This is a genomic window from Xanthomarina sp. F1114, assembly GCF_026410255.1.
Classification (GTDB): Bacteria; Bacteroidota; Bacteroidia; order Flavobacteriales; family Flavobacteriaceae; genus Xanthomarina.
On the sequence record NZ_JAPMLL010000011.1, the window covers coordinates 96,614 to 120,953 of the forward strand.

Genomic DNA, 24,340 nt, shown 5'->3' on the forward strand with positions numbered 1-24,340 from the left:
ATTTTCAGTAATTTGTGGTATTGAGAACAACACAAAAACATAGGCCAGAATCTTTAGACGTTTTTAAAAGACAATTATTGACTTGGAGCCAGCAATTTCATGAAGTGATTTGGATGGATTCTAATGGATATCATCAAACACATTCCAATTTCGATGCTATTTTAGCCGTAGATGCCATGACTTGCATTCAAACAGATGATTATGAATCATTTTTAAAGCTAAAAGAATACCAAAGCACTACAAAAGATTGGCTTTTTGGCTATTTATCCTACGATTTAAAAAATACCGTTGAAGACTTAAAATCTCAAAATTTTGATGGATTAGAATTTCCTGAGCTCTATTTTTTTCAACCTAAAAAGTTATTTTTATTTAAAGATGATATTGTTGAAGTTACCTATTTAAATATGGTTTCTGATGAATGGGAGAACGATTTATTAGAGATTGTTGGAACTGAGAATAGTAGCCAAAATAAAAAAGCAAAAACCTTTAATATTAAATCTCGTATTCCTAAAAATGAATATTTAACTAAGGTAAATTCTCTGTTAGAACATATTCACAGAGGCAATATTTACGAAGCTAATTTTTGTCATGAATATTATGCTGAAAATGCAACTATTGACCCTTTGGAAATATATAAAAAGCTAAATAATATTTCAAAACCTCCATTTGCTACTTATCTAAAACTTGGTGATAAGTATGTGCTTTCGGCTTCTCCGGAGCGCTATTTAATGAAAACTGGAAGCAAAATAATTTCGCAACCTATTAAAGGAACAGCTAAACGTTCAACAAATATTGATGGAGATAAAAAGCTAAAAGAACAATTAGCATTAGACGACAAGGAGCGCAGCGAAAATATTATGATTGTCGATTTAGTTCGTAACGATTTATCTAAAACTGCCTCAAAAGGGAGTGTGCAAGTGGAAGAGTTGTGTCAGGTTTATACGTTTCCTCAAGTGCATCAAATGATTTCTACTATAACGTCGGAGATAGAAGACACAACAGGTCCAATAGAAGTTATAGAAACGACCTTTCCAATGGGAAGCATGACTGGTGCTCCAAAAATATCGGCTATGAAAATTATTGAAGATTTAGAAGTAACCAAACGTGGTATTTATTCTGGAGCTGTCGGTTATTTTACACCAAATAATGACTTTGATTTTAACGTTATTATTAGAAGTATTTTATACAATAAAACCAAGAAATATCTATCTTTTTCCGTTGGTAGTGCTATTACAGCAAAGAGTGAGCCTTTAAAAGAATATGAAGAATGTTTAATCAAAGCCAAAGCTATGCATGAGGTTTTAGAATAGGGAATTAACATTAGAAACAATAAGTTAATAAGTGTAAAAACAATTATTGTTATACCTGCGAAACTCTTAAAAGAACTTATATTTGAAGAATTGTAAATTTCGAACAATATCATGCTTAATCATTTCAGGAGTCATATTGACAAGAATTTTAATTTTCTAAAGGACGCTAGGTTGCTTATAGCTATTTCTGGAGGCGTAGATAGTGTTGTTTTAACTTATTTATGTCACCAATTGGGATTAAATATTAGTTTAGCTCATTGTAATTTTAATTTAAGAGGAGAAGAAAGTGATCTTGATGAAGCTTTTGTGTCTCAACTTGCCAAAGACATAGAGGTAGACATTTTTATCGAAAATTTTGATACGAACGCTTTTGCTAAAGATCATAAAATGTCTACACAAATGGCGGCACGAGCCTTGCGTTACCATTGGTTTTCAGAATTAGCAGAACAAAAGAGTTTTAATTATATACTAACTGCTCATCATGCAGATGATAATCTGGAAACTTTTCTAATAAACTTATCTCGAGGAACAGGATTAGATGGATTACTTGGTATTCCAGAAACGAAAGGTCAATTTATTAGGCCATTACTTATTTATTCAAGAGAAGATTTGGAAATATATGCCATAACAAAGCATATAGAATGGCGCGAAGATTTGACAAATGCTTCTACAAAGTATTTAAGAAATAGATTACGACATGATGTGATTCCTATTTTAAAAGATATTAATCCACAATTACTTCAAAATTTTCAAAAAACAATAAGTCATTTAAAGGATAGTAAAGTTGTTTTAAACGATAGTATTGAGCAGCTTTATGAAAAACTTGTAACTAAAATATCTCAAGATGAAATTCATTTTAGTGTAGAAAAACTTAAAAATTTATCAGACCCTAAGCCTTATTTATATAAAATTTTAAAAGATTATCATTTCACGGAATGGCAGGATATAACAGACTTGTTAGACGCTCAAACAGGAAAACAAGTTTTTTCTAAATCACATTGTCTGCTAAAAAATAGGGGTGAACTAATTTTGACACGTATTACTACTAAAGAACAACCTGAAACTATAACTATTTCCGAAGGAGATAATTATATACACTTTACTTTAGGAAGTTTGATCTTTGAAACTGTAGAAGGCATGGATGCAACAAATAATTCAACTATTTATGTTGATAAAGATTTGTTAAATTATCCATTACGCATACGAAAATGGGAAAAAGGGGACTATTTTTACCCTTTTGGAATGGAAAAGAAAAAGAAGCTGAGCAAGTTTTTTAAAGATGAAAAACTTTCCATGATAGAAAAAGAAAATGTTTGGTTGTTATGCTCTAATCAGGAAATTGTTTGGATTTTGAATTACAGAGCAGATAACCGATTTAAAATAACTAATAAGACACAACGTATACTTAAAATATTACTTCAAGATGAAATATAAATTAGGCCTCATTATTACTTTATTTTTTGCAGTTTTAAGTGCTCAAGCTCAAGTGCTAAATCCCGTAACTTGGACTGCTGAAACCCAGAAAATTTCGGAAACAGAGTACCAGTTAGTTTTTAAAGCTGAGATTGAAGAAAAATGGCATTTATATTCTCAGGACATGCCTGAAGGAGGAGCGCTTCCTACAGAATTTATCTACGACTCTGTAAGTCGTGTAGATAAATATAACCTTGTAGGGAAAACACAAGAAAGTAAATATATTACTGCATACGATAAGGTTTTTGAGATGGATCTCAATTATTTTGATAAAAGTGCAAGCTTTAAACAAAAAGTTGAAATAATAGATCCAGAATTAAAATCTATTGAAGTTGAAGTTTCTTTTCAAGCATGTGACGATGTTAGATGTATATATCAAAACAAAATATTAAATTTCGATTTAACCAGTGCTACGCAGGTTACAGAAGATGTTGATGATTATGTTGAAGATCCAAAAGAAACAGTAATCAAAGAAGACATAGCGCCAGTTAAAGTAGAAGAAGAAAGTAAAGGTTTATTGTCAATCTTTTTTACGGCTTTCTTTTTAGGATTCCTAGTATTGTTAACACCATGTGTGTTCCCAATGATTCCTATGACAGTAAGTTTCTTTACAAAACAAAGTAAGACACGTGCGGCTGGAATTAAAAATGCTTTATTATATGGGCTTTTCATAATTGTAATTTATACGCTTTTAGGAACCGCTATTTCTGCTCTTTTTGGTAGTAATGCTATGTATGAGTTTTCAACGGGAGTAACCTTTAATGCCATTATGTTTGTAGCCTTACTTGTATTTGCATTTTCATTTATGGGAGCTTTCGAAATTATGTTACCTAATTCATGGGTAAATAAAGTAGATAGTGGAGCTAATAGAGGTGGAGTGGCAGGAATCTTTTTTATGGCTTTGGCATTAGCTGTTGTTTCCTTTTCATGTACTTTTCCAATTGCTGGAACAGCCTTATTAGACGCAGCAACAAAAGGAGGAATTGCACCCATAATAAGTATGTTAGGCTTTTCTTCGGCAATAGCCTTACCATTTGGTTTATTTGCTTTTTTCCCGAGTTGGTTAAATTCTTTACCAAAATCTGGAGGCTGGTTAAATACCGTAAAAGTTGTTTTAGGATTCTTAGAACTGGCATTTGCATTCAAATTCTTATCGATGATCGATTTGGTTTTAGAATGGCATTTCTTAGAGAGAGAAGTTTTTATAGCCATATGGATTGCCATTTTTGGTACTCTAGGCTTGTATTTATTAGGGAAAATTAGATTACCTCACGATTCGCCTTTAGAGCATTTGTCTGTAGGAAGATTATGTATGGCTATGTTAACTTTTGCTTTTACTTTTTATATGATTCCAGGACTATGGGGAGCGCCTTTAAAACTAATTAGTGGGTTCCCTCCACCAATGAGTTCTCATAGTGAGTCGCCTTATGGAGTTGGGTATATGAAAAAACAATTCAGCACTACTGGAGAGTTTTTTACTAAAGATCTTCCTGAAGATGCTCACTTTGGACCAAACGACTTAATAGCCTTTAAAGATTACGACAAAGGAATGGCTTATGCTAAAAAAGTTAACAAACCAGTTATGTTAGATTTTACAGGTTTAACGTGTGTAAACTGTAGAAAGATGGAAGAACAGGTTTGGGTAGAAGATCAGGTTTATGGACTATTGGATAACGAAATTGTACTTATCTCTTTATATGTAGATGATAGAACGAAATTGCCAAAAGAAGAACAATATGAGTCTGAACTTACCGGAAATAAAATTAGAACCTATGGACAAAAATGGTTAGAATTTCAACAAACCAGATATAATACAAATGCACAACCTCTATATATTATACAAGATTTAGAAGGTAAAGATATTAGTGCTCCTGTTGGTTATACGCCAGATGTAAATGAATATTACGATTGGTTAAAAGAAGGAATATCAAGTTTCAAGAATTAATATCTCTTGATTTTAAATATATAAAGACTGCTTAGAAAAGCAGTCTTTTTTTTGTGATGTTATAGGTAACCATTAGTTTTTTAATGATAAAAGTAGAAGCTTTAATCATTAGAAGTAAAAGAGACTAAGCGAAGCAATTTAAAAGAAATTTATTTTGCTCATTTATATTTTAGCGATAATAATTGCAATGTTTGATTGTAGGAGACTCAAATTATTCTTCTTCGTCTTTGTAAGTATCTGCTTGTTGCAAGGCATCAACAATTACATGTCCTAATTCATTCACTTCAAGTTCATCTTCGGCATCAAAATTAGTCATGGTATAATGCAGTTTACTACTTACCTTGACTAGATAGATGCAATCTTCGGTTTTAACTTCAACAGCTTCTATGGTTTCATTCTTATGATTGTCGAATGTAATTATATCTCCATCATAATAACCATCTGGAAATTTATCGGAAAGTAATTTCAGAAGTGTCGGCGTTAATTTTTTATAATCTACTATAACTCGTTTCATTACTTAAGGGGTTTAAGTTAATAAATAGCAACAGCCTTAATCCTTAGCAATTTTTATAAAGTTACAAATTATTTCATTTGAAAATTAAGAATTGTAATATTTGAAAGCATCAAGTAGAATTTTGTTTTCCACCAAGCAATTTATTCTAGGCTTCCCAATAGCTTCAAGAAGTACAAAATTAATATTTCCATGTTCATTTTTTTTATCAAATTTCAAGAGCTCAATTATAGGATTTAGATCTTCATTTTGAATCTTAACTTGTCCAAAAATATCTAATATGGTTGCTTTTATGTTTTCACATTCATTAAAAGAAAACCCACTTAACTTTGTAGAAATATAAGTTGCTAATATCATTCCAATGGCAATAGCTTCTCCGTGTAATAGCTCCGGCTTATTTGGATTGCTTAAATAATAAGATTCTATGGCGTGTCCAAGCGTATGACCATAGTTTAAAGTTTTTCTCAAGTTATTTTCAAACGGATCCTTAGCAACAATGGAATTCTTTATTTCAACCGACTCATAAATTAGTTGGTCCAAATCATCCATCCCTAAATTGTCTAAAGCCACAAAGTTGTTCCAATAAGATTTACTATAAATTAAACCGTGTTTAAGCATTTCGGCTAGTCCTGAGCGCATTTGGTTTTGAGGCAAAGTTTTTAAGAACCTTGTATCAATTAAAACCATTTCCCCCGTGTTTATAACGCCAATTTGATTTTTTAAATGTCCAAGATCAACACCTGTTTTTCCTCCAACGGAAGCATCAACCATAGCCAATAAGGTAGTTGGAACATGAATATAAGCAATACCTCTTTTAAAAGTGGAAGCTACAAAACCACCTAAATCTGTTATAACACCTCCTCCAAGATTAATTAGAATGCTTTTTCTGTCGGCTTCAAGTTCGGATAAGACTTGCCAAACTCCAGAACATGTTTCTATATTTTTATTAATTTCTCCAGCTTCAATTTCTATAATTTCTATGGAAATTTTGGTCTCTAAATGACTTAAAAAATGTGACAAACAATGCTCATGAGTATTTTGATCGACTAAAACAAAAATTTTTGAATAATTTTCGGATTCTAAATGCGAGTTTAATTCAGTATAACAAGTTGAATTAAAGTGAATTGAGTAAGAAGGAGTACTGATTGATTTCATGATTTTTTTTGATAAAATAAGAGACGAAAATTATGTATATTTTTTCAATTATGTACGGATACTATAATTATATTTGCGAATAATTTTTCAACTATGTCTAAAGAACGACTTTTCGATAATACTGAAGTCGCTTTTTCGTTAAAAAGCAACTCGGAACTGAACAGGGCATATTTCTTGTTTAAGATGATTTCTTACGAACCTTTAGTAAAGGTAGGTAAAGCACTAAGTAATTTTGCTATTAAAGCAAAATTACCTGTAGATAGTATTATAAGGGCAACTGTTTTTGATCATTTTTGTGGAGGTATTAACGAAAAAGATTGCTTACCTGTAATTGATGCCATGTATGAGAAAGGCGTGAGCTCGGTTTTAGATTTTTCTGTTGAAGGAAAAGAGGTAGAATCCTTTTTTGATTCGGCATTGCAAAAAACACTTGAGATTATTAATTTTTCGGAGAAAAAAGAAGCTATGCCCATAGCTGTTTTTAAACCTACTGGATTTGGGAAACCACATCTATATACTAAAAAAGGTGAAGGAAAAGCCTTTACTGCTGAAGAGCAGGAGCAATGGAATAGAGTAGTAGATAGGTACGAAAAAGTATGTAAATTGGCTAAGGAAAAGGACGTAGAATTGCTAATTGATGCAGAAGAAAGCTGGATGCAAGATGCTGTTGATGAATTAGTGACCAACTTGATGCAAAAGTACAATACTGACAAACCAATTGTTTATAACACCTTACAGATGTATAGACATGACCGTATGGAATTTGCAAAAAAACAATTGGAACATGCTAAGGCCAATGGATACTATTTAGGATATAAAATAGTTCGAGGCGCTTATATGGAGAAGGAAAATGAGCGTGCTATTAAAAAAAACTACCCAACACCCATCTGCGAAAGCAAAGCAGCAACCGATGAGAACTTTAATGATGCTGCTAAATTTATTTTAGATAATTTAGATTATATTTCTCTTTTTGCTGGAACTCATAATGAAGCAAGTAGTTATCTTATAATGGATTTAATGAAAGAAAAAGGAATTGCTAAAGATGACAACAGAGTATGGTTTGGACAACTTTACGGTATGAGCGATCATATTAGCTTTAATCTTGCTAATTTGCGTTATAATGTTGCTAAATATGTTCCTTTTGGTCCTGTAAAAGATGTGCTACCCTACTTAATACGTCGCGCCGAAGAGAATACTTCTGTAGCAGGACAAACAGGAAGAGAGCTTATGTTATTATCTAAGGAAAAGGCTAGAAGAAAAGGCTAAGGTTAAAATACTTTCCACCATTTCTTTTTAACTGGTTTAGTACCATATCCATAACCGTAGCCATAACCCTTCTTGTGGTCTACACTATTTAATAAAATATTCATATTAGGCAGCCTCTTTTCGGTATGCATACGCTGTGCAATTTGTAATTGCTTTTTGGTAATATAATTGGCTTTTACCACATAAATAAAAAGATCTGCAAATTTACTTATTAGAAGCGTATCTGTTACTAGACCAACTGCAGCTGTATCTACTATAACGTAGTCGTATTGTGTTGATACCTCATCAAAGAGTTCTTTAACGCGTTTGTTCATAAGTAATTCTGCAGGATTTGGAGGAATAGTTCCGGAAGGAATAATATCGAAATACGGATTATCCTTATGTTTAAAAATTATTTCATTTACTTTTACCTTGTTGTTACCAATAAAGTTAGTTAAGCCAAAAGTATTATCAACATCTAAGTAATTTGTTGCTTTTGGAACACGAATATCAGTTTCTATTAAGAGTACTTTCTTTTCTGTAAACGATAAGGACAGAGCTAAGTTAGTTGCCGTATGAGATTTACCTTCTTGACTTGTAGTTGAAGTAATAAAAATAACTCTTGCTCTATCTTCAATATTTTGGAGTAAAAACTTCAGGTTTGTTCTTACCATTCTAAAAGCTTCTGCTTTTGGGGAATAATCTATTTTAGAAATAAGTTTGTTTTTCTTTCCTGTTTTAGGAATGTCTCCAATAAAGGGGATAGTTACTTCTTTTTTAACATCGTTTATATTATGGACCTTGTCATCCAGTAAATTAAATAAATAAATTAAAACAATTGGAAATCCAAAGCCTAAAATTATGGCAGTTAATAGTATAATAGGTTGTTTTGGTGCAACAGGTTTGTTAGAGGCAAAAGCTTTGTCAACTATTTTAGCATTTGGAGATGTTACACCATGTGTAATGGCAGCCTCCTCACGTTTTTCTAATAAGTATAAATAAAGACCTTCTTTTATATCTTGTTGACGCTTAATATCTCTAAACTGTCTTTGTTTTTTAGGTGCTGAATATATTCTTGAACTAATTCTTCTATTTTCTTCCGCTAACGACGAATAATTCATTTCGTTAGTGTGCTTCATGTTGGATAAGCTTTGAGTTAAATTAGATTTTAGTTGGTTAATCTGAGTTGTTAAGTTAACAATTGTTGGATTTTTGTCGCTTGAGTTTTTTAATAGTCTATTCTTTTCTAAAACTAAGTTATTATATTGTTGTGTTAGTTGCTCTATAGAACCGTCTGCAATTCCTATGTTAGCAGGTAATAACTTGGAGTCTGTTTCGTCCTCTTTAATATGCTGATTCATATAGTCTATTAACTGAATCTGCATGGCAGTTTCCACTAATCTATTTTCATTTTCTCTTTCACTCTCTAAATAGATGTTAGACTGAGTGGCTAAATCGGTTAGTTTATTAGATTTTTGAATGTTTTCAGCATTTATATCGACATCTCCTAATTCTTCAGTAACAATTTCCAATCTGTTATTAATAAAATCAGAAGTGGCATCCACAACCATTTGTTTATCATTTTGTACATCTAAATTATATTTCTCAATAAGCTTGTCAAGGAATAAAGTTGCTTTTTCGGCAACATTATCATTTATGGATAAGGTAATAATACTTGACAATTCATGGTTAGAGATAATAAGGTTGCTTTTGTATTTGGAAACCACTTTAGATATAGGCGTAATCTTTATTTTAATATTAGCCCCTGGTTTTGTAGCAGATTCTCCAATTCTAGGTGTAATTGTAATAGCTCCAAAACTTGTAGGAATACTTTCTCCAAAGGAGTAAACTGTGCCTTCATCATCTAATTCTGCATCTTCATCATTTTTAAATGAAAACTTTTCTGAAAAATTAATTCCTTTTAATAGGAAGTCATTTTTAGATTGTATTTTAATATTAAAAGTGGTGTCTATATTGTGAATTATAGAATCTGGCGCACTAAAATTGATATTTAAAGGAGGACTGCTAAATGCTTCTGAAGCTTTTATGCGTCCTTCAACAAAATATTGAATATTAAATTTTAACTCTTTTACTGCTTGTTCAATAATTACCCGAGACTTCATAACTTCAATTTCATCTAAAACATTATTGCTCTCTCTTCTAAAGAGACCATAATTTTGCATTTGAGAAATTTCTGGTAGTCTATTGTTGTTTTCGTTCTCTTTAATTTTAATTTTAGCAGTAGCTTGATATTGATAGTCTGCATAACGTAAATAAAGAAAACCCAGAGTAAGTGCAGCAATAACACATAGGGCTATAAACTTCCACTTATACATGTAAGGCATTAATATTTCTTTGAAATCTATATTTTGATTCATGTCTTTCTATTTCTTTACAAAGTAATTATCTTGTTAAGATGGCTGCTATGGTGGCTAATGTACCTACAGCAGATATAATAACAATATAGTTTTGATTATATGAAGCCGAACGTATTTTTGCAGGATTTGGCTCTACATAAATAACATCGTTCTGTTCTAAATAAAAGTTAGGTTGATTTAAAACGTTTATAGACGTTAAATCAAATTTTGTAAATCGTTTTACGCCATTTTCCTCTCTGATTAAAAATACATTTTCTCTTTTTCCGTGTATGGTTAAATCGCCTGCCATTCCTAAAGCTTCTAAAAGTGATATTTTCTCATCTTCTACAGTGTAAGTTCCAGGAGCGTTAACTTCTCCAAGTATAGTAACTGTAAAGTTAGTAAGTCTAACATTAATAATTGGGTCGTTTACAAGTTCCGAAATTCTTTCCTTTAAATAAGTCGTTAACTGAGCTCTGGTCAAGCCTCCAGCTTTAATAGTTCCTAGAAATGGAAACTCTATGTTTCCATCTAAATCTACTATATAGGTTTGCATTCTAGTTTCTCCTTGCACATTGACCGAAGATCTAGTGGATGTAATAATTGGCAAATTAAAAGGTCTTACGGTTTCAGGATCTGGACCAGATACATAAATTGAAAGCAAGTCGTTTGGTTTAAAAACAGTTTCAGGGTTAAAACTGACTGTGTTTATGCTTGTCAAGGGTTCGTCTTGAAAGTAGATAATATCTTTACTAGAAACCCCACAAGAAGAACAAACAGCTATGATTGCAATTAAAAATATTTTTTGCAGGAATAATTTTATAAACTTTATTTTCATATTTAAAAATTTAGCTAGAGTCAAATGTTTAAAACGTCGTACTTAGTATTATTAGGGTTATATTCTTTGACAATATTCTTTATTTGGGAAACAATTTCAATATTTTGAGTGTTAGGTCCTAATTTACATAATTCGTCTATATTTAGCTCCATATTTGGAATGTTAACGGATTTACATTTAGCAATCATTATTTTTTCGTTATAAGTTGGCTTGGTGTTTTCTCCGTCAACTAATAATTCTTCATAAATTTTTTCACCTGGTCTTAATCCAGAAATTTTTATATCAATATCTTCAGGATATCTGTAGCCTGATAGTGTAATCATATCTATTGCCAGATCAAATATTTTAACTGGTTTTCCCATGTCGAAAACAAATATTTCTTGGCCTAATCCCATTGCTGAAGCTTCAAGAACAAGTTGAGCAGCCTCTGGAATGGTCATAAAATAACGAATAATGTCTTTATGGGTTACTGTTAGAGGTCCACCAGATTCAATTTGTTTTTTAAATAATGGAATAACAGAGCCATTAGAGCCTAATACGTTTCCAAATCTGGTAATTATAAATTTCGTTTTTCCTGAACTAATCTTATTCTGACAACAAACAATCATTTCGGCTATTCGTTTTGTAGCTCCCATTACATTGGTTGGATTAACGGCCTTATCTGTGGAAATTAAAATAAATTTACCCGCTCCATATTTAATAGATAAGTCGATTAAATTTCTGGTACCTCTAACATTAACACTTACTGCCTCGTATGGATTTTGTTCCATTAAGGGTACATGTTTATAAGCAGCAGCATGAAAGAGAATATCTGGTTTATACATATCGAAAATAATATTCATCCGAACCTTATTTCTAATATCAGCAACAATAGCTTCAACATTAGTAATATTATTTCTAATCAGTTCTTGTTGAATATCGTATAAGTTAGATTCGGCATTGTCTATTAAGATAAGCTTTTTAAATTGGTAACGAGATAGTTTTCTAACTAGTTCGCTCCCAATAGAACCTGCTGCTCCAGTAACAAAAATAACACTGTTGTTATACTCTTCTACTAACAGAGGGTTGTCTATATTAATAGGCTCTCTTCCAAGTAGGTCTTCTAAGTTTAAATCCTTAATTTGACCAACACTTAAGTCTCCATCGATCCAGTTTTTTACAGCAGGAACAATTTTTACCTTAAGATTTAAAGCAAACAAATTACTGGTAATTTGAAGTAACCTATTAGAATCTATACTTTGAATGGATATAATAACTTCATCAATTCCATTTTTAGCTATAAATTCTTTAGTAATCTTATCCGGACTATATACATTTAAAAGGTCAATTTTCTTTCCAGATTTACCTTCATTATCGTCAATGAATCCTACAACTTTAATATTACTTTTTGGGTCGTTTGAAACAGCATCGTAAGTAATCATTCCAGAGCTTCCGGCTCCATAAATTAATACAGATTTTTGTTCTTCGTAATCCGTAACAATACTTCTATATATAGATTTTACAAAAAACTTACTTCCTACTAAAAAGAAGATATTTAATAATAAGTGTATGTATATAATAGAGCCTGGAATATCAAAAACTTCATCAAAACAAAATTCCCTACTTAAAAAAGTGGCTACAATAAGGATAGTGGCTAAGATATTAATACCTATTATAAGATTAATAACATCTCTTATTCCTGTAAACCGAACAACTCCCTTATGAGAGTTAACTATTAAAAAACTGATTATGGCTGCTATTGCAACAAAAGGTATTTGTTTTAAAAAAACGGGAATATCAAATACCATTTCAAAATTATAACGAATGATATAGGCTAAGAAAAAAGTAAAAATTACAATACATAAATCGAATAACAACACCAACCACTTAGAGGCGTATTGATGAGAGAAATTTCTTAGTATGTTAATAAATTTATCCAAAATATTGTTTAATTATTTTCACTATTTTATCTAATTCTTGTGTTGTTAAATTTGAGCCGCTTGGCAAGCATAATCCATTTTTATACAAGTCTTCCGAAACCCCATTTAAATAACTAGGAAATTGTTCAAAAACAGTTTGTAAGTGCATGGGTTTCCATGATGGTCTAGCTTCTATGTTATTATTATTTAAAGCACGAAGTAAATCTTCACGCATTTTATTCGTTTTTAAAACAATAACCGTGAGCCATCTATTTGAAAAATATCCCTCGGGTTCGTTTAAGAAACTTATGTCGTCAATATAATTTAAGTGTTTAAAATAATATTGATGATTTGCTCGCCTTAAATTAACATAGTTATCTAAAACTTGCATTTGACCTCTTCCAATTCCGGCCAAAACATTAGACATTCTGTAATTATACCCAATAGAGGAGTGGGCATATTCTATACCTGGATCTTTTGCTTGGGTTGCTAAAAACACAGTCTTGTTTTTAGTGTTTTTACTATGAGATACTAAAGCCCCTCCACCCGAAGTGGTTATAATTTTGTTACCATTAAAAGATAACACTGAAAAATCTCCAAAGGTCCCACATTTTCTATTAAAATAGCTGCTACCTAAAGCTTCGGCACTATCCTCTAATATAGGAATTTGGTACTCTTTCGATATGTTTTCTATTTCTTTAACTTTATGTGGCATGCCATACAAATTAATTACAATAATAGCTTTAGGTTTTTTTCCTTTTTGAATTCTATCTTCTATTGCTTGTTTTAATAAAACGGGACACATATTCCAAGTGTCTAATTCACTATCTACAAAAACAGGTTTGGCTCCTAAATAACACACTGGATTTACTGAAGCGGCAAAGGTTTTTGTCTGACAAATAACTTCGTCATTTCTTGTTACATTTAAAAGTATTAAAGCTAAATGTATTGCAGCTGTTCCAGTTGTTAGTGCTGCCACATGAACCTCTTGTTCTAAATAGGTTTCTAAATCTTGTTCAAAACCATTAACATTTGGCCCTAATGGTGCAATCCAATTTGTTGCAAATGCTTCACTTATAAATTTGTCTTCTTGTCCACTCATGTGTGGTGAAGACAGCCATATTTTTGAATTCAAATTATATGCATTTTTAACTATCGTAAATATCTATGTTTATATAGCTAACATCAAATAAATACGATAAATTACTAATTTTCACGTTTTGGATTTTAAATAGATCCAAATGATTTATTATTCTGAAACCCCTCTTTGTATTTCAGAATAGAAAATACATAAAAGTTACTTCCTTCAAACAAACTTAGTGTTTTAAAAAAAATAATAGATATAACTGCTATAATTAAATAAGGATAGAAATCGATTTAGTGCAAGTGTGCTATTTGTCAATACTTAAATATACAAAAAAAACAGTTTTAAAGGTTAGAATTATGTTTGGTGTTAAAGATGTTTGTATTTAATATTTTACAGCCTAAGTTGTGGTTTTTTTTAACTTTTAATTCTGGCGATATAACAATTCAATTATTTACATAATCGGCTAATTTTGACATTGTTATAGATTTGTAATTAAATTTATTGTTTAGCTCTTTGTAGTGTTTGAAAATTGCTTCAATTGTAAAAAAATTTTCATCCATATAAGTACCAAAATTATGAGGATGCCACCAAAGGTGAAATACTTCGTTATTTTTGGCAGAATATGTCATGGCCTTTTTTACTCTAGCAATTTTTAAAGATTCTAAAGATTTAATGTTTTTGCTATATGGTCTTAAAAAACTACTAGACGGTAAATTAACTAGCCCGGAATTGGCATCCAATAGTTGATTTACTTTATAAGTGTTATACCCAGAAATATTAAAAAAGGAATCCGTGAGCCTTAAAGCTCTTGTAGATTGCTTTTTATGATGAATTCTTTCTAAAGTATTATACATTTTATGTTTTTCGACACCACGATATGTAATAATACCATGTTTTTTACAAATATCTAAATAAGTGTGATTTACTTGATTTCTAGGAAAAACTATACTTTTAATTGTAATATCTTTTTTCTTTGCAACAGTTATAGCGGCTATAAGGTCTGCTTCAAACTGCTCTTTTGTTTGTCCGTCTTCTAAACAGTAATAATGAGAATAGGTATGAGTGCCAATTTCATGCTTTTTAGCTTCTTGAATTTGATCGATTAGTGAAGAAGCATAATGAAATTCGTCCTCTTTTTCATTGATGCCAATACTATCTAAAGTTGCATAGGGACTAAACTTAGTTTGAGAATAACTGGGTAATAATTTGGGATTGTTTTGTATGAGTTCTTCTTTGTTTTTAGCAAATAAAAAACCTACTGTGGCAAAGGTTAGTTCAATATTATATATATCGGCTAACTTTAAAAGTCTTGGAATAACTAGTTTAACATTTTCTAAGTTTTCTTGGTATTCAGATACACTTCGTTTATCAAAAATCCCCCAATGTAACTCAAAATCTAAAGAAATTATAAAATAACCATTAGAAACACCCATCATGAAATAATAATTTGAATTGTTTTTAAAATAATTTTTAAGTCCGTTATCAGACCTGGGCTATTAATATATTTCTTATTTAATTCTATTTTTTTTGGCAAAATGTTCTCTATATAGAACTGTTCAGGGTTGTTGGCTTCTTTTAAAAGTTCTGCTTCATCTCTATAAATAATAGAAGCATAATCCGTTATTCCAGGTTTTGCATTTAAAATTATTAAATCTGATTGAGAATAATAATCTACATATTTACGTACCTCTGGTCTTGGGCCAACAAAGCTCATATTGCCGATTAAAACATTAATTAGTTGTGGGAGTTCGTCTAATTTATATTTTCTTAAAAAGTATCCGACTTTGGTCACTCTCGGGTCTCTATCTCCAAGGGTTAATAAGCCTTTTTTATCTGAACCAACAAACATGGTTCTAAACTTAAAAATCTTAAAGTCCTTGTTGTACCTTCCAACTCTGGTTTGTAAGTAGAAAAGAGGCCCTTTAGATTCTAATTTTATTAGAAAAGCAATTATTAGTAATAAAGGTAACAATAAAATCAATCCGAAAAAAGAAAAAGCAATATCAAAAACTCTTTTTATCATATTGTAGATTCAACGGCATTATTTACTGTGATAATAATATACTCCAACTCTTTATTGGTTAATTGGGGATAAATAGGAAGAGAGATTTCAGATTTATAATTATTATATGCTATTGGATAGTGTGAAATATCATAATCCATGTCTTTAAAAATTGTCAACATTGGTAAGGGCTGGAAATGTACATTAACGGCTACACCTTCTTTACTTATCTTATCAATAATGATGTCTCTGGTAGTTTCAGAAATATTCTTAATTCTTAAGGCATACAAATGACAAGAAGATGTTTTATCATCATTCTTATACGGTGGTAATATGGCCCAAGACTTTGTTTTAAAGAAATTATGATAAAATTCATAAATTTCAATACGATTTTCTAGTGTTTTCTCGAAGTACTCTGGCAATTGAGCAACTCCAATAGCAGCTAAAATATCTGGCATATTAATTTTTAAACCCAGATAAATAATATCGTATCTCCAGCCACCAGCTTTAGACTTTGTAAAAGCATCTTTGGTTTGTCCATTTAAAGAAAAACAACGTAAATAATTATACTCATCTTGATTGATAAATGGCTCCGGTAAATTTAAGCATACAGCACCACCCTCGGCAGTTGTTACGTTTTTTACTGCGTGAAAAGAAAAGACAGTTAGATCTGTTATGCTTCCTAGGTATTCCTTCTTATAAGTAGCGCCAATGGAATGAGCGGAATCTGAAATTATTAAAATTCTTCCTAGTTTTTTTTGGTTTTCATGATTAGGGTTAAAGAGACTTTTTTTTCTGTTTAGTGTTGATTGAATTTCTGAATAGTCGCAAGGCCATCCTGCTATATCTACGGGAATAACAGCTTTAGTCTTATTTGTAATGGCATTTTCCATATGGTTTACAGACATATTGAAATCGTCTGACACATCTACCATAACAGGTGTCGCGCCTACATGAATAACCGCTAGAGCTGTTGCAGCATATGTGTATGCAGGTATAATAACTTCGTCGCCCGCACCAATGCCATACCACTTTAGGGCTAACATGAGTCCAGAGGTAGCCGAATTTACACATAAGGTATTTGGAGCCAAGGTATATTTAGACACTAATTCTTCTAGACGTTTTACTTTTGGACCAGTAGTTATCCACCCAGATTCTAAAGCACTGTTAACTTCTTGAATGACAGCCTTGTTGATATATGGTGGAGAAAAAGGGATTTTCATTGTTTTTAAGTATGATTAATAGCTGTGTTAAATATAGCTATATATTGCTTAGAAACATTTTCAAGACTGAACAGTTTAACGTGATTTAAGGCATTTTCGACTAATTTATCTGCTAATTTTGTGTTAGTAGCTATTTCTATCATGGCTTTTGCCAAATCTTCAGAGTTTTGAGGTTCTACCAAAATAGCTTCTTTTTGATGGCGAGTAAAATCCCTAACTCCAGTAACATTAGTTGAAACAATAGGTATGCCCACAGCTGCTGCTTCTAATAAAACCCTTGAAAAACCTTCCCTAAAAGTAGGTAATACAAAAGCATCTGAGGTTTCCAATAATTGTAAAACATCGTTTCTAGCACCCAACAAGTCTACAATGTCTTCGTACTGATTAAGAATATCTTTATTTAGTTTTTTTGAATTTTCTTCAAGCGGTCCCACTATTAAATACTTAAAGGAGTAGCCTTTATTGTTAATAATTCTAGCGGCCTCTAAGAGATTGATAATACCTTTTTCATAAACTAACCTGGCTACACAAATAAAAGTAAATGGTTTGTTATTACGCTTCGCACGTTGTGAGATGAGTTTGAGTTCTATCCCACTACTTAATATTAAGCTACAATTGTTATTTGTAATAAGATTGTACTTTAAAAAGAGATCTTTGTCGTCTTCATTTTGAAAAATGGTAGTATAAACTCGGTTTTTGACAATAGTATGTAGAAAGACGTATACTTTCCTTAAAATGGCACTAGATAAAGATTTTGACATAAAAATTGTACCTAAACCAGTAACTGTTCTAGTAATGGGTGTTTTTGTTTTTAATTGTGAAAGTGGGACTAAAAACGCTGGTTTGGTATCGTAGGTATGAATTAGATCAAAATGGTTGTTTTTAAAAAAATCTTTCAACCATAATACAGTTTTTAAATCTGAAATAGGAGAGAAGCTTCTTTCTAAATTATATGAAACATAGTTAATAGGTTTAGGAAAATCTTGATTACTTGTTCCCACAATGGTGACTTGAAATCCCGCTTCAATTAAATATTGAGACAAAAGAATTCTTTTATGCACATCTTCGCCTCCAACTAAACAGATTTTTTTAACCATACATAGATTTTATTCTCAAATTTATAATAATAATTAACATATGCTTTCCGCATTTTGAAAAATATTATAAATTAGAAGAAGTAATAAAAATAACTCTATGTTGAAAGTTGCTAGATATTTGTATCATCGTTCTTTTGTTGTTAATTTTATAATTAACAAATTGTTTTCCTTGCATCAATTTTATAGAATTCATTATATCGATGAAAAAAAATTTATTAAGCAGAATTATAAGAAAAGATTCCATAAAGAACTTAACTTGGAAAACCCAAAAACATTAAATGAGAAAATTAACTGGTTAAAATTAAATGATAGGAGAGATATACATACTATTTGTGCAGATAAAATTAGAGTTAGAGAATACGTAACCGAAAAAATAGGAAAGCAATTTTTAATTCCACTAGTTTTTAAAAGTTACGATATAAATGATTTAGTTCCTGCAAATTTGCCGGATAAACCATTTATTATTAAGACAAACCATGATAGCTCTGGAGGTGAAATTATCAGGGATAAGACTAAAGTAAATTGGAAAAAGCTTCATAAAAAATTTAGAAAATTATTAAGTAAAAATTATTATTATATTGGAAAAGAATGGCAGTACAAAAATATTAAACCAGGCATTTTAGTTGAGCAACTTTTAGTAGAAGAAAATGGACAAGTGCCGTTTGATTATAAATTTCATTGTTTTAATGGAAAAGTAGAGGTAATCCATGTAGATATCGATAGGTACTCGAATCATAAAAGAAATTGTTATAATCCTAAATGGGAATTACTACCTTTCACATGGTCTATGTGGAAAAATAATAAGCCATTGTGGCCTAATGGAAAGCATGTAGATAAACCTGTTCAATTGGATAAAATGATTACTATTGCTGAGAGACTTAGTGAACCGTTTCCTTATGTCAGGATTGATTTATACGAGTTTGCTTCGGAAGTATTGTTTGGGGAAATTACTTTTCATCATGGTAGTGGATTGGAAATAATTCACCCTAAAGAATGGGATTTGAAACTAGGAAACTTAGTAACTATTAATAAAGGCTAATAAAAAAATGTTGTGAAAAATATTATAAAAAAATTCTACTTAGAAACTTCATTTGGACCGTACCTAGTGCAACCATTTTTTGGTTTATATAATTATTTTAGATATACACGTGTGTCTGAAGACACAATGATGAATAAAGAGTTTAAGCGCAACTTTGGGTACAAACCCAATATAAAAAACCCAAAAACTTTTAACGAAAAACTACAATGGCTGAAGCGAAACGACAGAACTGCTTTACATACTCAATGTGCTGATAAATATGCTGTAAGAGAATTTGTAAAAGATAAAATAGGAGAGAAGTATTTAATTCCATTACATTTCCATACTTCAAATTTACGTGATATTAAACCAGAAAATATACCTGATTTCCCTGTTATAATTAAAAGTAATCACGATAGCTCGGGTGGTTCTATTATACTGGATAAAAAAAGTACGAATTGGACAGTAGTGCGAAATAAACTCTATAAGTCTTTTAAAATTAATTACTTCGACAAAAAGAAGGAGTGGCAATACAAGAATATAAAACCTCGAGTAATTGTTGAACAATTACTACAACATGAAGATGGTTCCATTCCATTTGATTATAAATTTCATTATTTTAATGGAGAACTTGCGTTTATTCAAGTAGATATTGATAGACAAATAGAACATAAAAGAAATCTATACGATAAAGATTGGAATTTTTTAGATGTTGAATGGGCATACAAAAATGGACCTCCGGTACCAAAACCATCTTGCTATGAAAAAATGAAAGAGATTTCAAAAATTTTGGCTCAAGGTTTTTATCATGTTAGAGTAGATTTATACACATTAAATGATAGTATTTATTTTGGAGAAATGACATTTCATTCAGAGTCTGGATTTGGACCTTTTAATCCGCCAGAATGGGATTTGAAGTTTGGAAATATGTTAAGTTTACCGTCAGATGAAGTTGAAAAGACTTAAAAATAAAAAGTTGCTTCTATAAGGTTCTCTTACTTAAGAATAGTTATGATGCATAATTTGTAAACTCAACAACCTTATTAGATACTTAAGATTAAATCTTTAAGCTGTAACCCCACCTTTTCTAAAGAATATTCTTGAGCTCGCGAATGTGCTAAACCTCCTAAACCAATACGCTCTGTGTTATTGTTCTGCAAAAACAGGATAGCTTTTGTTAAGCCTTCTATATCATTTACATTTATTAATAGGCCATATTTAGCCTTATAAAAAGTACCTTTCTCAATAGCTATGGGTATGTTCTCGTTAAGTAATTCTAAAGGACCAGACATGCAATTTGTTGCAATTACAGGTAATCCTACAGACATGGCTTCTAATAAAGCATTAGGAAAACCTTCTGTTAACGAGCTTAGTACAAAACAATGGTAGTTTTTTATTTTTTTATTTACCTCAAGAACATTTCCTTTAAAACTGACTCGGTTTTTTAAATTGTAATCTAAAGAAAGTTGCTCTAATTCAGGTTGTAAATCGCCATCACCATAAATATCTAAAACTATATTATCAGGTAAGTTTTTAAGGCTTTTTAAAATATGAATTTGATTTTTTACAGGTATTAATCGTCCTACTGTAGTTATTTTAAAACTTTCCTCCAACTGAGTATATGAATTTATTTGGGGCTCTTCATCTTCAATAATAATTGGGTTGTAAATAACACTTTTATCAATATTTACATTAAACTGATCCTTTAAATCTTGATTGATATACACAGAATTTGAAAATAATTTATCGCTTCTATTATAGAATAAGGGTATTAGAAAACTTGAAATTGTAGCGGTAAGTTTTGTGTTTTTATAGCGTTTTGAAGGGAAACATCTCTCGCTTATAATAGATTTTAACTTAGGATTAAACATTTTGGCTATCCCGGTCATCGCATTTTGACGAAGCATAAATGAAATAACAACTTCAATATTTTCCTCTTTTAGAACCTTATTATATTTAAATATAAATTTTAAATAATCTTTAAAGTGTTCTATTTTAGAACTTTTAAAAGATTCACCTTCTTTAGAGAGCTTAATTACCTTTATTTTATTAGATATTGGTAAGTCAATGATGTCGTATAAAAGAATTAAGGTGACATCGAAATATTTTGTGAGCTCGAAAGTTAGTAGGCTTACAACTTTTTCAGCACCTCCAAAACCTATAGCAGGCACAAAGAGAGCAATTTTCTTTTTGTTTGTCATTTAATTTGAGTTACTCAAATTTAGAAATAAACTTTCATATTTAGAAATTATTTTCTTTTTATTAAATCGTTCTACTACAATGTTTCTCACGGTTTCTGGAATGAAAGGATAGTTTGAGTTAATAGCGTTCAGATAATCTAAATAAGCTTCCTTAGTATTGGCAATATAACCATTCTTACCAACTTCTATAATTTCATCTAAACCTCCAGGTGCATTAAATGCTAAAACAGGTGTGCCAACCACACAACTTTCAATAAGAACATTTGGAAAACCTTCCACATAAGAACCTTGTAAAAATAAATGACTGTTAATTAAATGCTTATCTACATCTTTTGTATATTCTATATAAGTAACTTGGTCTTGTATTCCAGCTTTGTCAATTGCTTTAAAAACATTTTCTTTTTCAACACCCTTTCCAATAAGTGTATAATGAAAATCGAAGTCGAGTTCAGCTAGTGCTTCAATAATTCTAAGATGACCTTTTTCTTTACTTAAACGACCAATACTAATAAACCTAATTGTTTCATTTTTGGTTTTGGTATTAGGTTTCAACTCAAAATTATTAGTAATGGGGTTATTAATAAGTGCTGTTTTTTCTTCAGGAATATTAAAATAATTGATAACATCTGCTTTCATGTCTTTAGACTGACACAAAATACAATCCACTAAGTTGTATGAAAAAGTAATAAGCTTTTCTGAATAAAATATAGAAGAAGAGGTGTTATACTTATTTAATACACTAAGAACATTAGCTTCACGAGCAACAAATTTGGTATGTTTAAAAAAAGGAGACATGGAGGCTATTATCATATTTAAATGAACTATAGAGCTAATAACTACATCTGGTTTTTCTTTTTTTAAAAACTTAAATATTGAAAAGTAGGCCTTTAAAACTCTTGGCTTATTTAAATAAACAATATTTAAATTATCTAATTTATATACCGTATTTTTTTCAAAACCTGTAACTAACAAAGTGGTGTTAAACTTGTCTTGATTTAAATTTTGAGCAACAAAAGATAGGATGCGTTCTGCTCCACCAGCTGCTAACGAAGGAATTATGAAAATAATATTTAGTTTTTCTTTTTTCATTCTATTTTATAGCCTTTACCATTATTATCTAACCATTGTTTTAATACCAAAACCTGCCAAATGACCCAAAATCTATTCCAAGAACCTTCCATGTGTTGTTTTATATATTTAGTAATTATATGTGGATTAATACAAGGAATCTCTTTTAAGTTTTCTTCACTCAACTCCGTAAGAACATATTCTTTTAAATCATTTCTAAACCATTCTGAGAGTGGAATGGCAAAGCCTGATTTAGGTCTATCGAATATTTCTTTTGGTACATATTTATAAAGCACCTCTTTTAAGATGCGCTTCTGATTTTTGCCTTTAATCTTAAACGATGTAGGTAAAGTTCTTCCAAACTCGACAACTCTATAGTCTAAAAGTGGAGACCTTGATTCTAAAGAAAACGCCATGGTTGCACGATCTACCTTAGTGTTAATATCCCAATTAAGATAGGTTTTTAAATCAAAATCTGATACCCGTTCCATTAAATTTTTATGAGTATGCTTTAAATATTTTACTTCGTCTAAATCTAACAAGTCTAAGTTACTATCTATCCAAGACGTATCTAACTTAGTCATTGAAGCCAAATAAGCTTCATTGGTGTTTTTAAAAGTAATTGCGTTGGCTATGGTTTTTAACCTATAATTAGAGGATAAATTAAGAATTTTTGCGCAAACTTTTCTTAAAAATAATGGTAATATATTCACTTTCGCACCTGTTCTTATCCAATGATATCTGTGATAACCTATAAAATTTTCATCTCCAGCGTCGCCTGAAAGTGCTACAGTTACATGTTCTTTAGTATGCTTGGCTAATAACATAGAAGGAATAGCGGACGAATCTGAAAAAGGCTCATCATAGTAATAGCAAAAGTTCTTAATTAGATCTTTACCTTCTTTATAATTACATTTTATTACATGATGTTCCGTATCTAAATGATTAGCCACTTGCTGAGCATATTCACTTTCATCAAAACCATCTTCTTCAAATTTCACTGAAAATGTTTTTACCTTACTGTTTGTGCTTTTAGTTGCTAAAGCAGCAATAAGAGAAGAGTCTATTCCTCCAGAAAGAAAAATGCCAACAGGAACATCAGCAAATAGCCTTAGCTTAACGGAGTCTTTTAAAATGGTATCTAGATTGTTTACTGCCTGATTGAAATTTCCTGAATAAATATTTTTGCCTTTATAATCGATATCCCAATACTCTTTATCCTTAAACTCACCTGTATTTAAATTATAAGTAAATAGATGTCCAGCACGAAGCTTTTTTATTTGGTTGAAAATAGAATATGGATCTGGAATAACACTCCAACCTAAATAAAGTGTCACAGCTTTTTTTGAAATCGTGAGGTTGTTATGATGTAACTGAATAACGGAAAGCTGACTAGCAAACTCAAATTCTTTACCATTATGATAATAATAAAAGGGTTTTTGGCCTAATCTATCCCTTGCACCAAAAAATATATTTTTGGTTTCATCGAAAATAACAAAAGCAAACATGCCATTAAAATGATTAACACATGCTTCGCCATATTCTAAATAAGCAGCACAAATAACCTCTGTATCGCTAGTGGTCTGAAATTCATATCCTTTTTTAATTAAGACTTTTTTAATATCTAGAAAATTATAAATCTCCCCATTAAAAACTAGATGGATGCTGTCTTTATATGTAAATGGTTGGTCTGCACGTTCGTCTAAGTCTATTATGGCTAATCTGTTGTGTCCAAATACTACTTGTTCCTCTACTCCGAAATGTTTAAACTTTAACCTGTCTGGACCTCTAAATTTTGTACGTTCAAGTTTTTCTTTAATTTGAGAGTTACTGTATTGGATTGTAGAGCCGTAAATTCCGCACATAAATTTATAGGTTTATTGGGTTATTTTGTTTTGTTTGTTGCCTTTAA

At 30.8% G+C, this 24,340-nt stretch carries 19 protein-coding genes; 6 read left to right on the plus strand and 13 right to left on the minus strand.

What is annotated here, in order from left to right:
* Positions 1-20: 20 nt before the first annotated feature.
* The 3 genes from pabB (at position 21) to OS188_RS10475 (ending at position 4,728) form a co-directional block, all read left to right on the plus strand.
* Positions 21-1,310, plus strand: coding sequence for an aminodeoxychorismate synthase component I (gene pabB, locus OS188_RS10465; protein ID WP_267148787.1), 1,290 nt, complete (start codon positions 21-23; stop codon positions 1,308-1,310).
* Between the two features lie 111 nt (positions 1,311-1,421).
* The gene (tilS, locus tag OS188_RS10470; RefSeq protein WP_267148788.1) at positions 1,422-2,744 is read left to right on the plus strand and encodes a tRNA lysidine(34) synthetase TilS; all 1,323 of its coding nucleotides are present in this window, start codon (positions 1,422-1,424) and stop codon (positions 2,742-2,744) included.
* Entirely contained in the window at positions 2,734-4,728 is a 1,995-nt protein-coding gene (locus OS188_RS10475; protein WP_267148789.1) for a protein-disulfide reductase DsbD family protein, read from the plus strand. The genes tilS and OS188_RS10475 overlap by 11 nt, the downstream gene beginning before the upstream one ends.
* 211 nt (positions 4,729-4,939) lie before the next feature.
* Here OS188_RS10475 and OS188_RS10480 read toward each other — a convergent pair whose 3' ends face one another.
* A complete protein-coding gene (locus OS188_RS10480; protein WP_267148790.1) occupies positions 4,940-5,242 on the minus strand; it encodes a hypothetical protein in 303 nt (100 codons plus the stop codon).
* A gap of 84 nt (positions 5,243-5,326) precedes the next feature.
* Positions 5,327-6,394, minus strand: a complete 1,068-nt coding sequence (gene aroB / locus OS188_RS10485) for a 3-dehydroquinate synthase (RefSeq protein ID WP_267148791.1) — start codon at positions 6,392-6,394, stop codon at positions 5,327-5,329.
* A 93-nt stretch (positions 6,395-6,487) separates the two neighbouring features.
* Between aroB and OS188_RS10490 the strand changes: the two genes are divergently transcribed.
* Positions 6,488-7,660, plus strand: coding sequence for a proline dehydrogenase family protein (locus OS188_RS10490; RefSeq protein ID WP_267148792.1), 1,173 nt, complete (start codon positions 6,488-6,490; stop codon positions 7,658-7,660).
* A 2-nt stretch (positions 7,661-7,662) separates the two neighbouring features.
* Here the strand turns inward: OS188_RS10490 and OS188_RS10495 are convergent, their stop codons facing one another.
* The 8 genes from OS188_RS10495 to OS188_RS10530 all read right to left on the minus strand — a co-directional run bounded on the left by OS188_RS10495 (position 7,663) and on the right by OS188_RS10530 (position 18,141).
* Positions 7,663-10,017, minus strand: coding sequence for a GumC family protein (locus OS188_RS10495; protein WP_267148793.1), 2,355 nt, complete (start codon positions 10,015-10,017; stop codon positions 7,663-7,665).
* Positions 10,018-10,042: 25 nt separating this feature from the next.
* A complete protein-coding gene (locus tag OS188_RS10500) occupies positions 10,043-10,834 on the minus strand; it encodes a polysaccharide biosynthesis/export family protein (RefSeq protein WP_267148794.1) in 792 nt (263 codons plus the stop codon).
* A 20-nt stretch (positions 10,835-10,854) separates the two neighbouring features.
* Positions 10,855-12,753 carry a polysaccharide biosynthesis protein gene (locus tag OS188_RS10505; RefSeq protein WP_267148795.1) on the minus strand — a complete coding sequence of 633 codons (1,899 nt, stop codon included), beginning with the start codon at positions 12,751-12,753 and terminating at the stop codon, positions 10,855-10,857.
* A complete protein-coding gene (locus OS188_RS10510) occupies positions 12,746-13,867 on the minus strand; it encodes a DegT/DnrJ/EryC1/StrS family aminotransferase (protein ID WP_267148796.1) in 1,122 nt (373 codons plus the stop codon). The genes OS188_RS10505 and OS188_RS10510 overlap by 8 nt, the downstream gene beginning before the upstream one ends.
* A 395-nt stretch (positions 13,868-14,262) precedes the next feature.
* The gene (locus tag OS188_RS10515; RefSeq protein ID WP_267148797.1) at positions 14,263-15,255 is read right to left on the minus strand and encodes a polysaccharide deacetylase family protein; all 993 of its coding nucleotides are present in this window, start codon (positions 15,253-15,255) and stop codon (positions 14,263-14,265) included.
* A complete protein-coding gene (locus tag OS188_RS10520) occupies positions 15,252-15,842 on the minus strand; it encodes a sugar transferase (RefSeq protein ID WP_267148798.1) in 591 nt (196 codons plus the stop codon). Before OS188_RS10520 ends, OS188_RS10515 begins: the two co-directional genes overlap by 4 nt.
* Positions 15,839-17,044 carry a DegT/DnrJ/EryC1/StrS family aminotransferase gene (locus OS188_RS10525; protein WP_267148799.1) on the minus strand — a complete coding sequence of 402 codons (1,206 nt, stop codon included), beginning with the start codon at positions 17,042-17,044 and terminating at the stop codon, positions 15,839-15,841. The genes OS188_RS10520 and OS188_RS10525 overlap by 4 nt, the downstream gene beginning before the upstream one ends.
* A 5-nt stretch (positions 17,045-17,049) precedes the next feature.
* Positions 17,050-18,141 (minus strand): glycosyltransferase, encoded by a 1,092-nt coding sequence (locus OS188_RS10530; RefSeq protein ID WP_267148800.1) that lies wholly within the window; start codon positions 18,139-18,141, stop codon positions 17,050-17,052.
* 256 nt (positions 18,142-18,397) lie between these two features.
* Here OS188_RS10530 and OS188_RS10535 point away from each other — a divergent pair, with 256 nt between their 5' ends.
* Together OS188_RS10535 and OS188_RS10540 are read left to right on the plus strand one after the other, a co-directional pair.
* Positions 18,398-19,180 (plus strand): ATP-grasp fold amidoligase family protein, encoded by a 783-nt coding sequence (locus OS188_RS10535; RefSeq protein WP_267148801.1) that lies wholly within the window; start codon positions 18,398-18,400, stop codon positions 19,178-19,180.
* Between the two features lie 12 nt (positions 19,181-19,192).
* The gene (locus OS188_RS10540; RefSeq protein ID WP_267148802.1) at positions 19,193-20,125 is read left to right on the plus strand and encodes an ATP-grasp fold amidoligase family protein; all 933 of its coding nucleotides are present in this window, start codon (positions 19,193-19,195) and stop codon (positions 20,123-20,125) included.
* Positions 20,126-20,202: 77 nt separating this feature from the next.
* Here the strand turns inward: OS188_RS10540 and OS188_RS10545 are convergent, their stop codons facing one another.
* Genes OS188_RS10545 through asnB form a run of 3 tightly spaced genes read right to left on the minus strand, consistent with a single transcriptional unit; the run spans position 20,203 to position 24,293 of the window.
* Positions 20,203-21,360 (minus strand): glycosyltransferase, encoded by a 1,158-nt coding sequence (locus tag OS188_RS10545; RefSeq protein ID WP_267148803.1) that lies wholly within the window; start codon positions 21,358-21,360, stop codon positions 20,203-20,205.
* Positions 21,361-22,449 (minus strand): glycosyltransferase, encoded by a 1,089-nt coding sequence (locus OS188_RS10550; protein WP_267148804.1) that lies wholly within the window; start codon positions 22,447-22,449, stop codon positions 21,361-21,363.
* Positions 22,446-24,293, minus strand: a complete 1,848-nt coding sequence (asnB, locus tag OS188_RS10555; protein ID WP_267148805.1) for an asparagine synthase (glutamine-hydrolyzing) — start codon at positions 24,291-24,293, stop codon at positions 22,446-22,448. Before asnB ends, OS188_RS10550 begins: the two co-directional genes overlap by 4 nt.
* Positions 24,294-24,340: the final 47 nt, after the last annotated feature.

Excerpts from the sequence above, each read along its gene's own strand:
- OS188_RS10515 (WP_267148797.1), bottom strand. The coding sequence starts at position 15,255 with ATGATGGGTGTTTCTAATGGTTATTTTATAATTTCTTTAGATTTTGAG.
- OS188_RS10545 (WP_267148803.1), bottom strand. The coding sequence starts at position 21,360 with ATGACAAACAAAAAGAAAATTGCTCTCTTTGTGCCTGCTATAGGTTTT.
- OS188_RS10520 (WP_267148798.1), bottom strand. The coding sequence starts at position 15,842 with ATGATAAAAAGAGTTTTTGATATTGCTTTTTCTTTTTTCGGATTGATT.
- OS188_RS10480 (WP_267148790.1), bottom strand. The coding sequence starts at position 5,242 with ATGAAACGAGTTATAGTAGATTATAAAAAATTAACGCCGACACTTCTG.
- OS188_RS10530 (WP_267148800.1), bottom strand. The coding sequence starts at position 18,141 with ATGGTTAAAAAAATCTGTTTAGTTGGAGGCGAAGATGTGCATAAAAGA.
- OS188_RS10550 (WP_267148804.1), bottom strand. The coding sequence starts at position 22,449 with ATGAAAAAAGAAAAACTAAATATTATTTTCATAATTCCTTCGTTAGCA.
- tilS (WP_267148788.1), top strand. The coding sequence starts at position 1,422 with ATGCTTAATCATTTCAGGAGTCATATTGACAAGAATTTTAATTTTCTA.
- OS188_RS10495 (WP_267148793.1), bottom strand. The coding sequence starts at position 10,017 with ATGAATCAAAATATAGATTTCAAAGAAATATTAATGCCTTACATGTAT.
- OS188_RS10500 (WP_267148794.1), bottom strand. The coding sequence starts at position 10,834 with ATGAAAATAAAGTTTATAAAATTATTCCTGCAAAAAATATTTTTAATT.
- asnB (WP_267148805.1), bottom strand. The coding sequence starts at position 24,293 with ATGTGCGGAATTTACGGCTCTACAATCCAATACAGTAACTCTCAAATT.
- OS188_RS10475 (WP_267148789.1), top strand. The coding sequence starts at position 2,734 with ATGAAATATAAATTAGGCCTCATTATTACTTTATTTTTTGCAGTTTTA.
- OS188_RS10525 (WP_267148799.1), bottom strand. The coding sequence starts at position 17,044 with ATGAAAATCCCTTTTTCTCCACCATATATCAACAAGGCTGTCATTCAA.
- OS188_RS10490 (WP_267148792.1), top strand. The coding sequence starts at position 6,488 with ATGTCTAAAGAACGACTTTTCGATAATACTGAAGTCGCTTTTTCGTTA.
- aroB (WP_267148791.1), bottom strand. The coding sequence starts at position 6,394 with ATGAAATCAATCAGTACTCCTTCTTACTCAATTCACTTTAATTCAACT.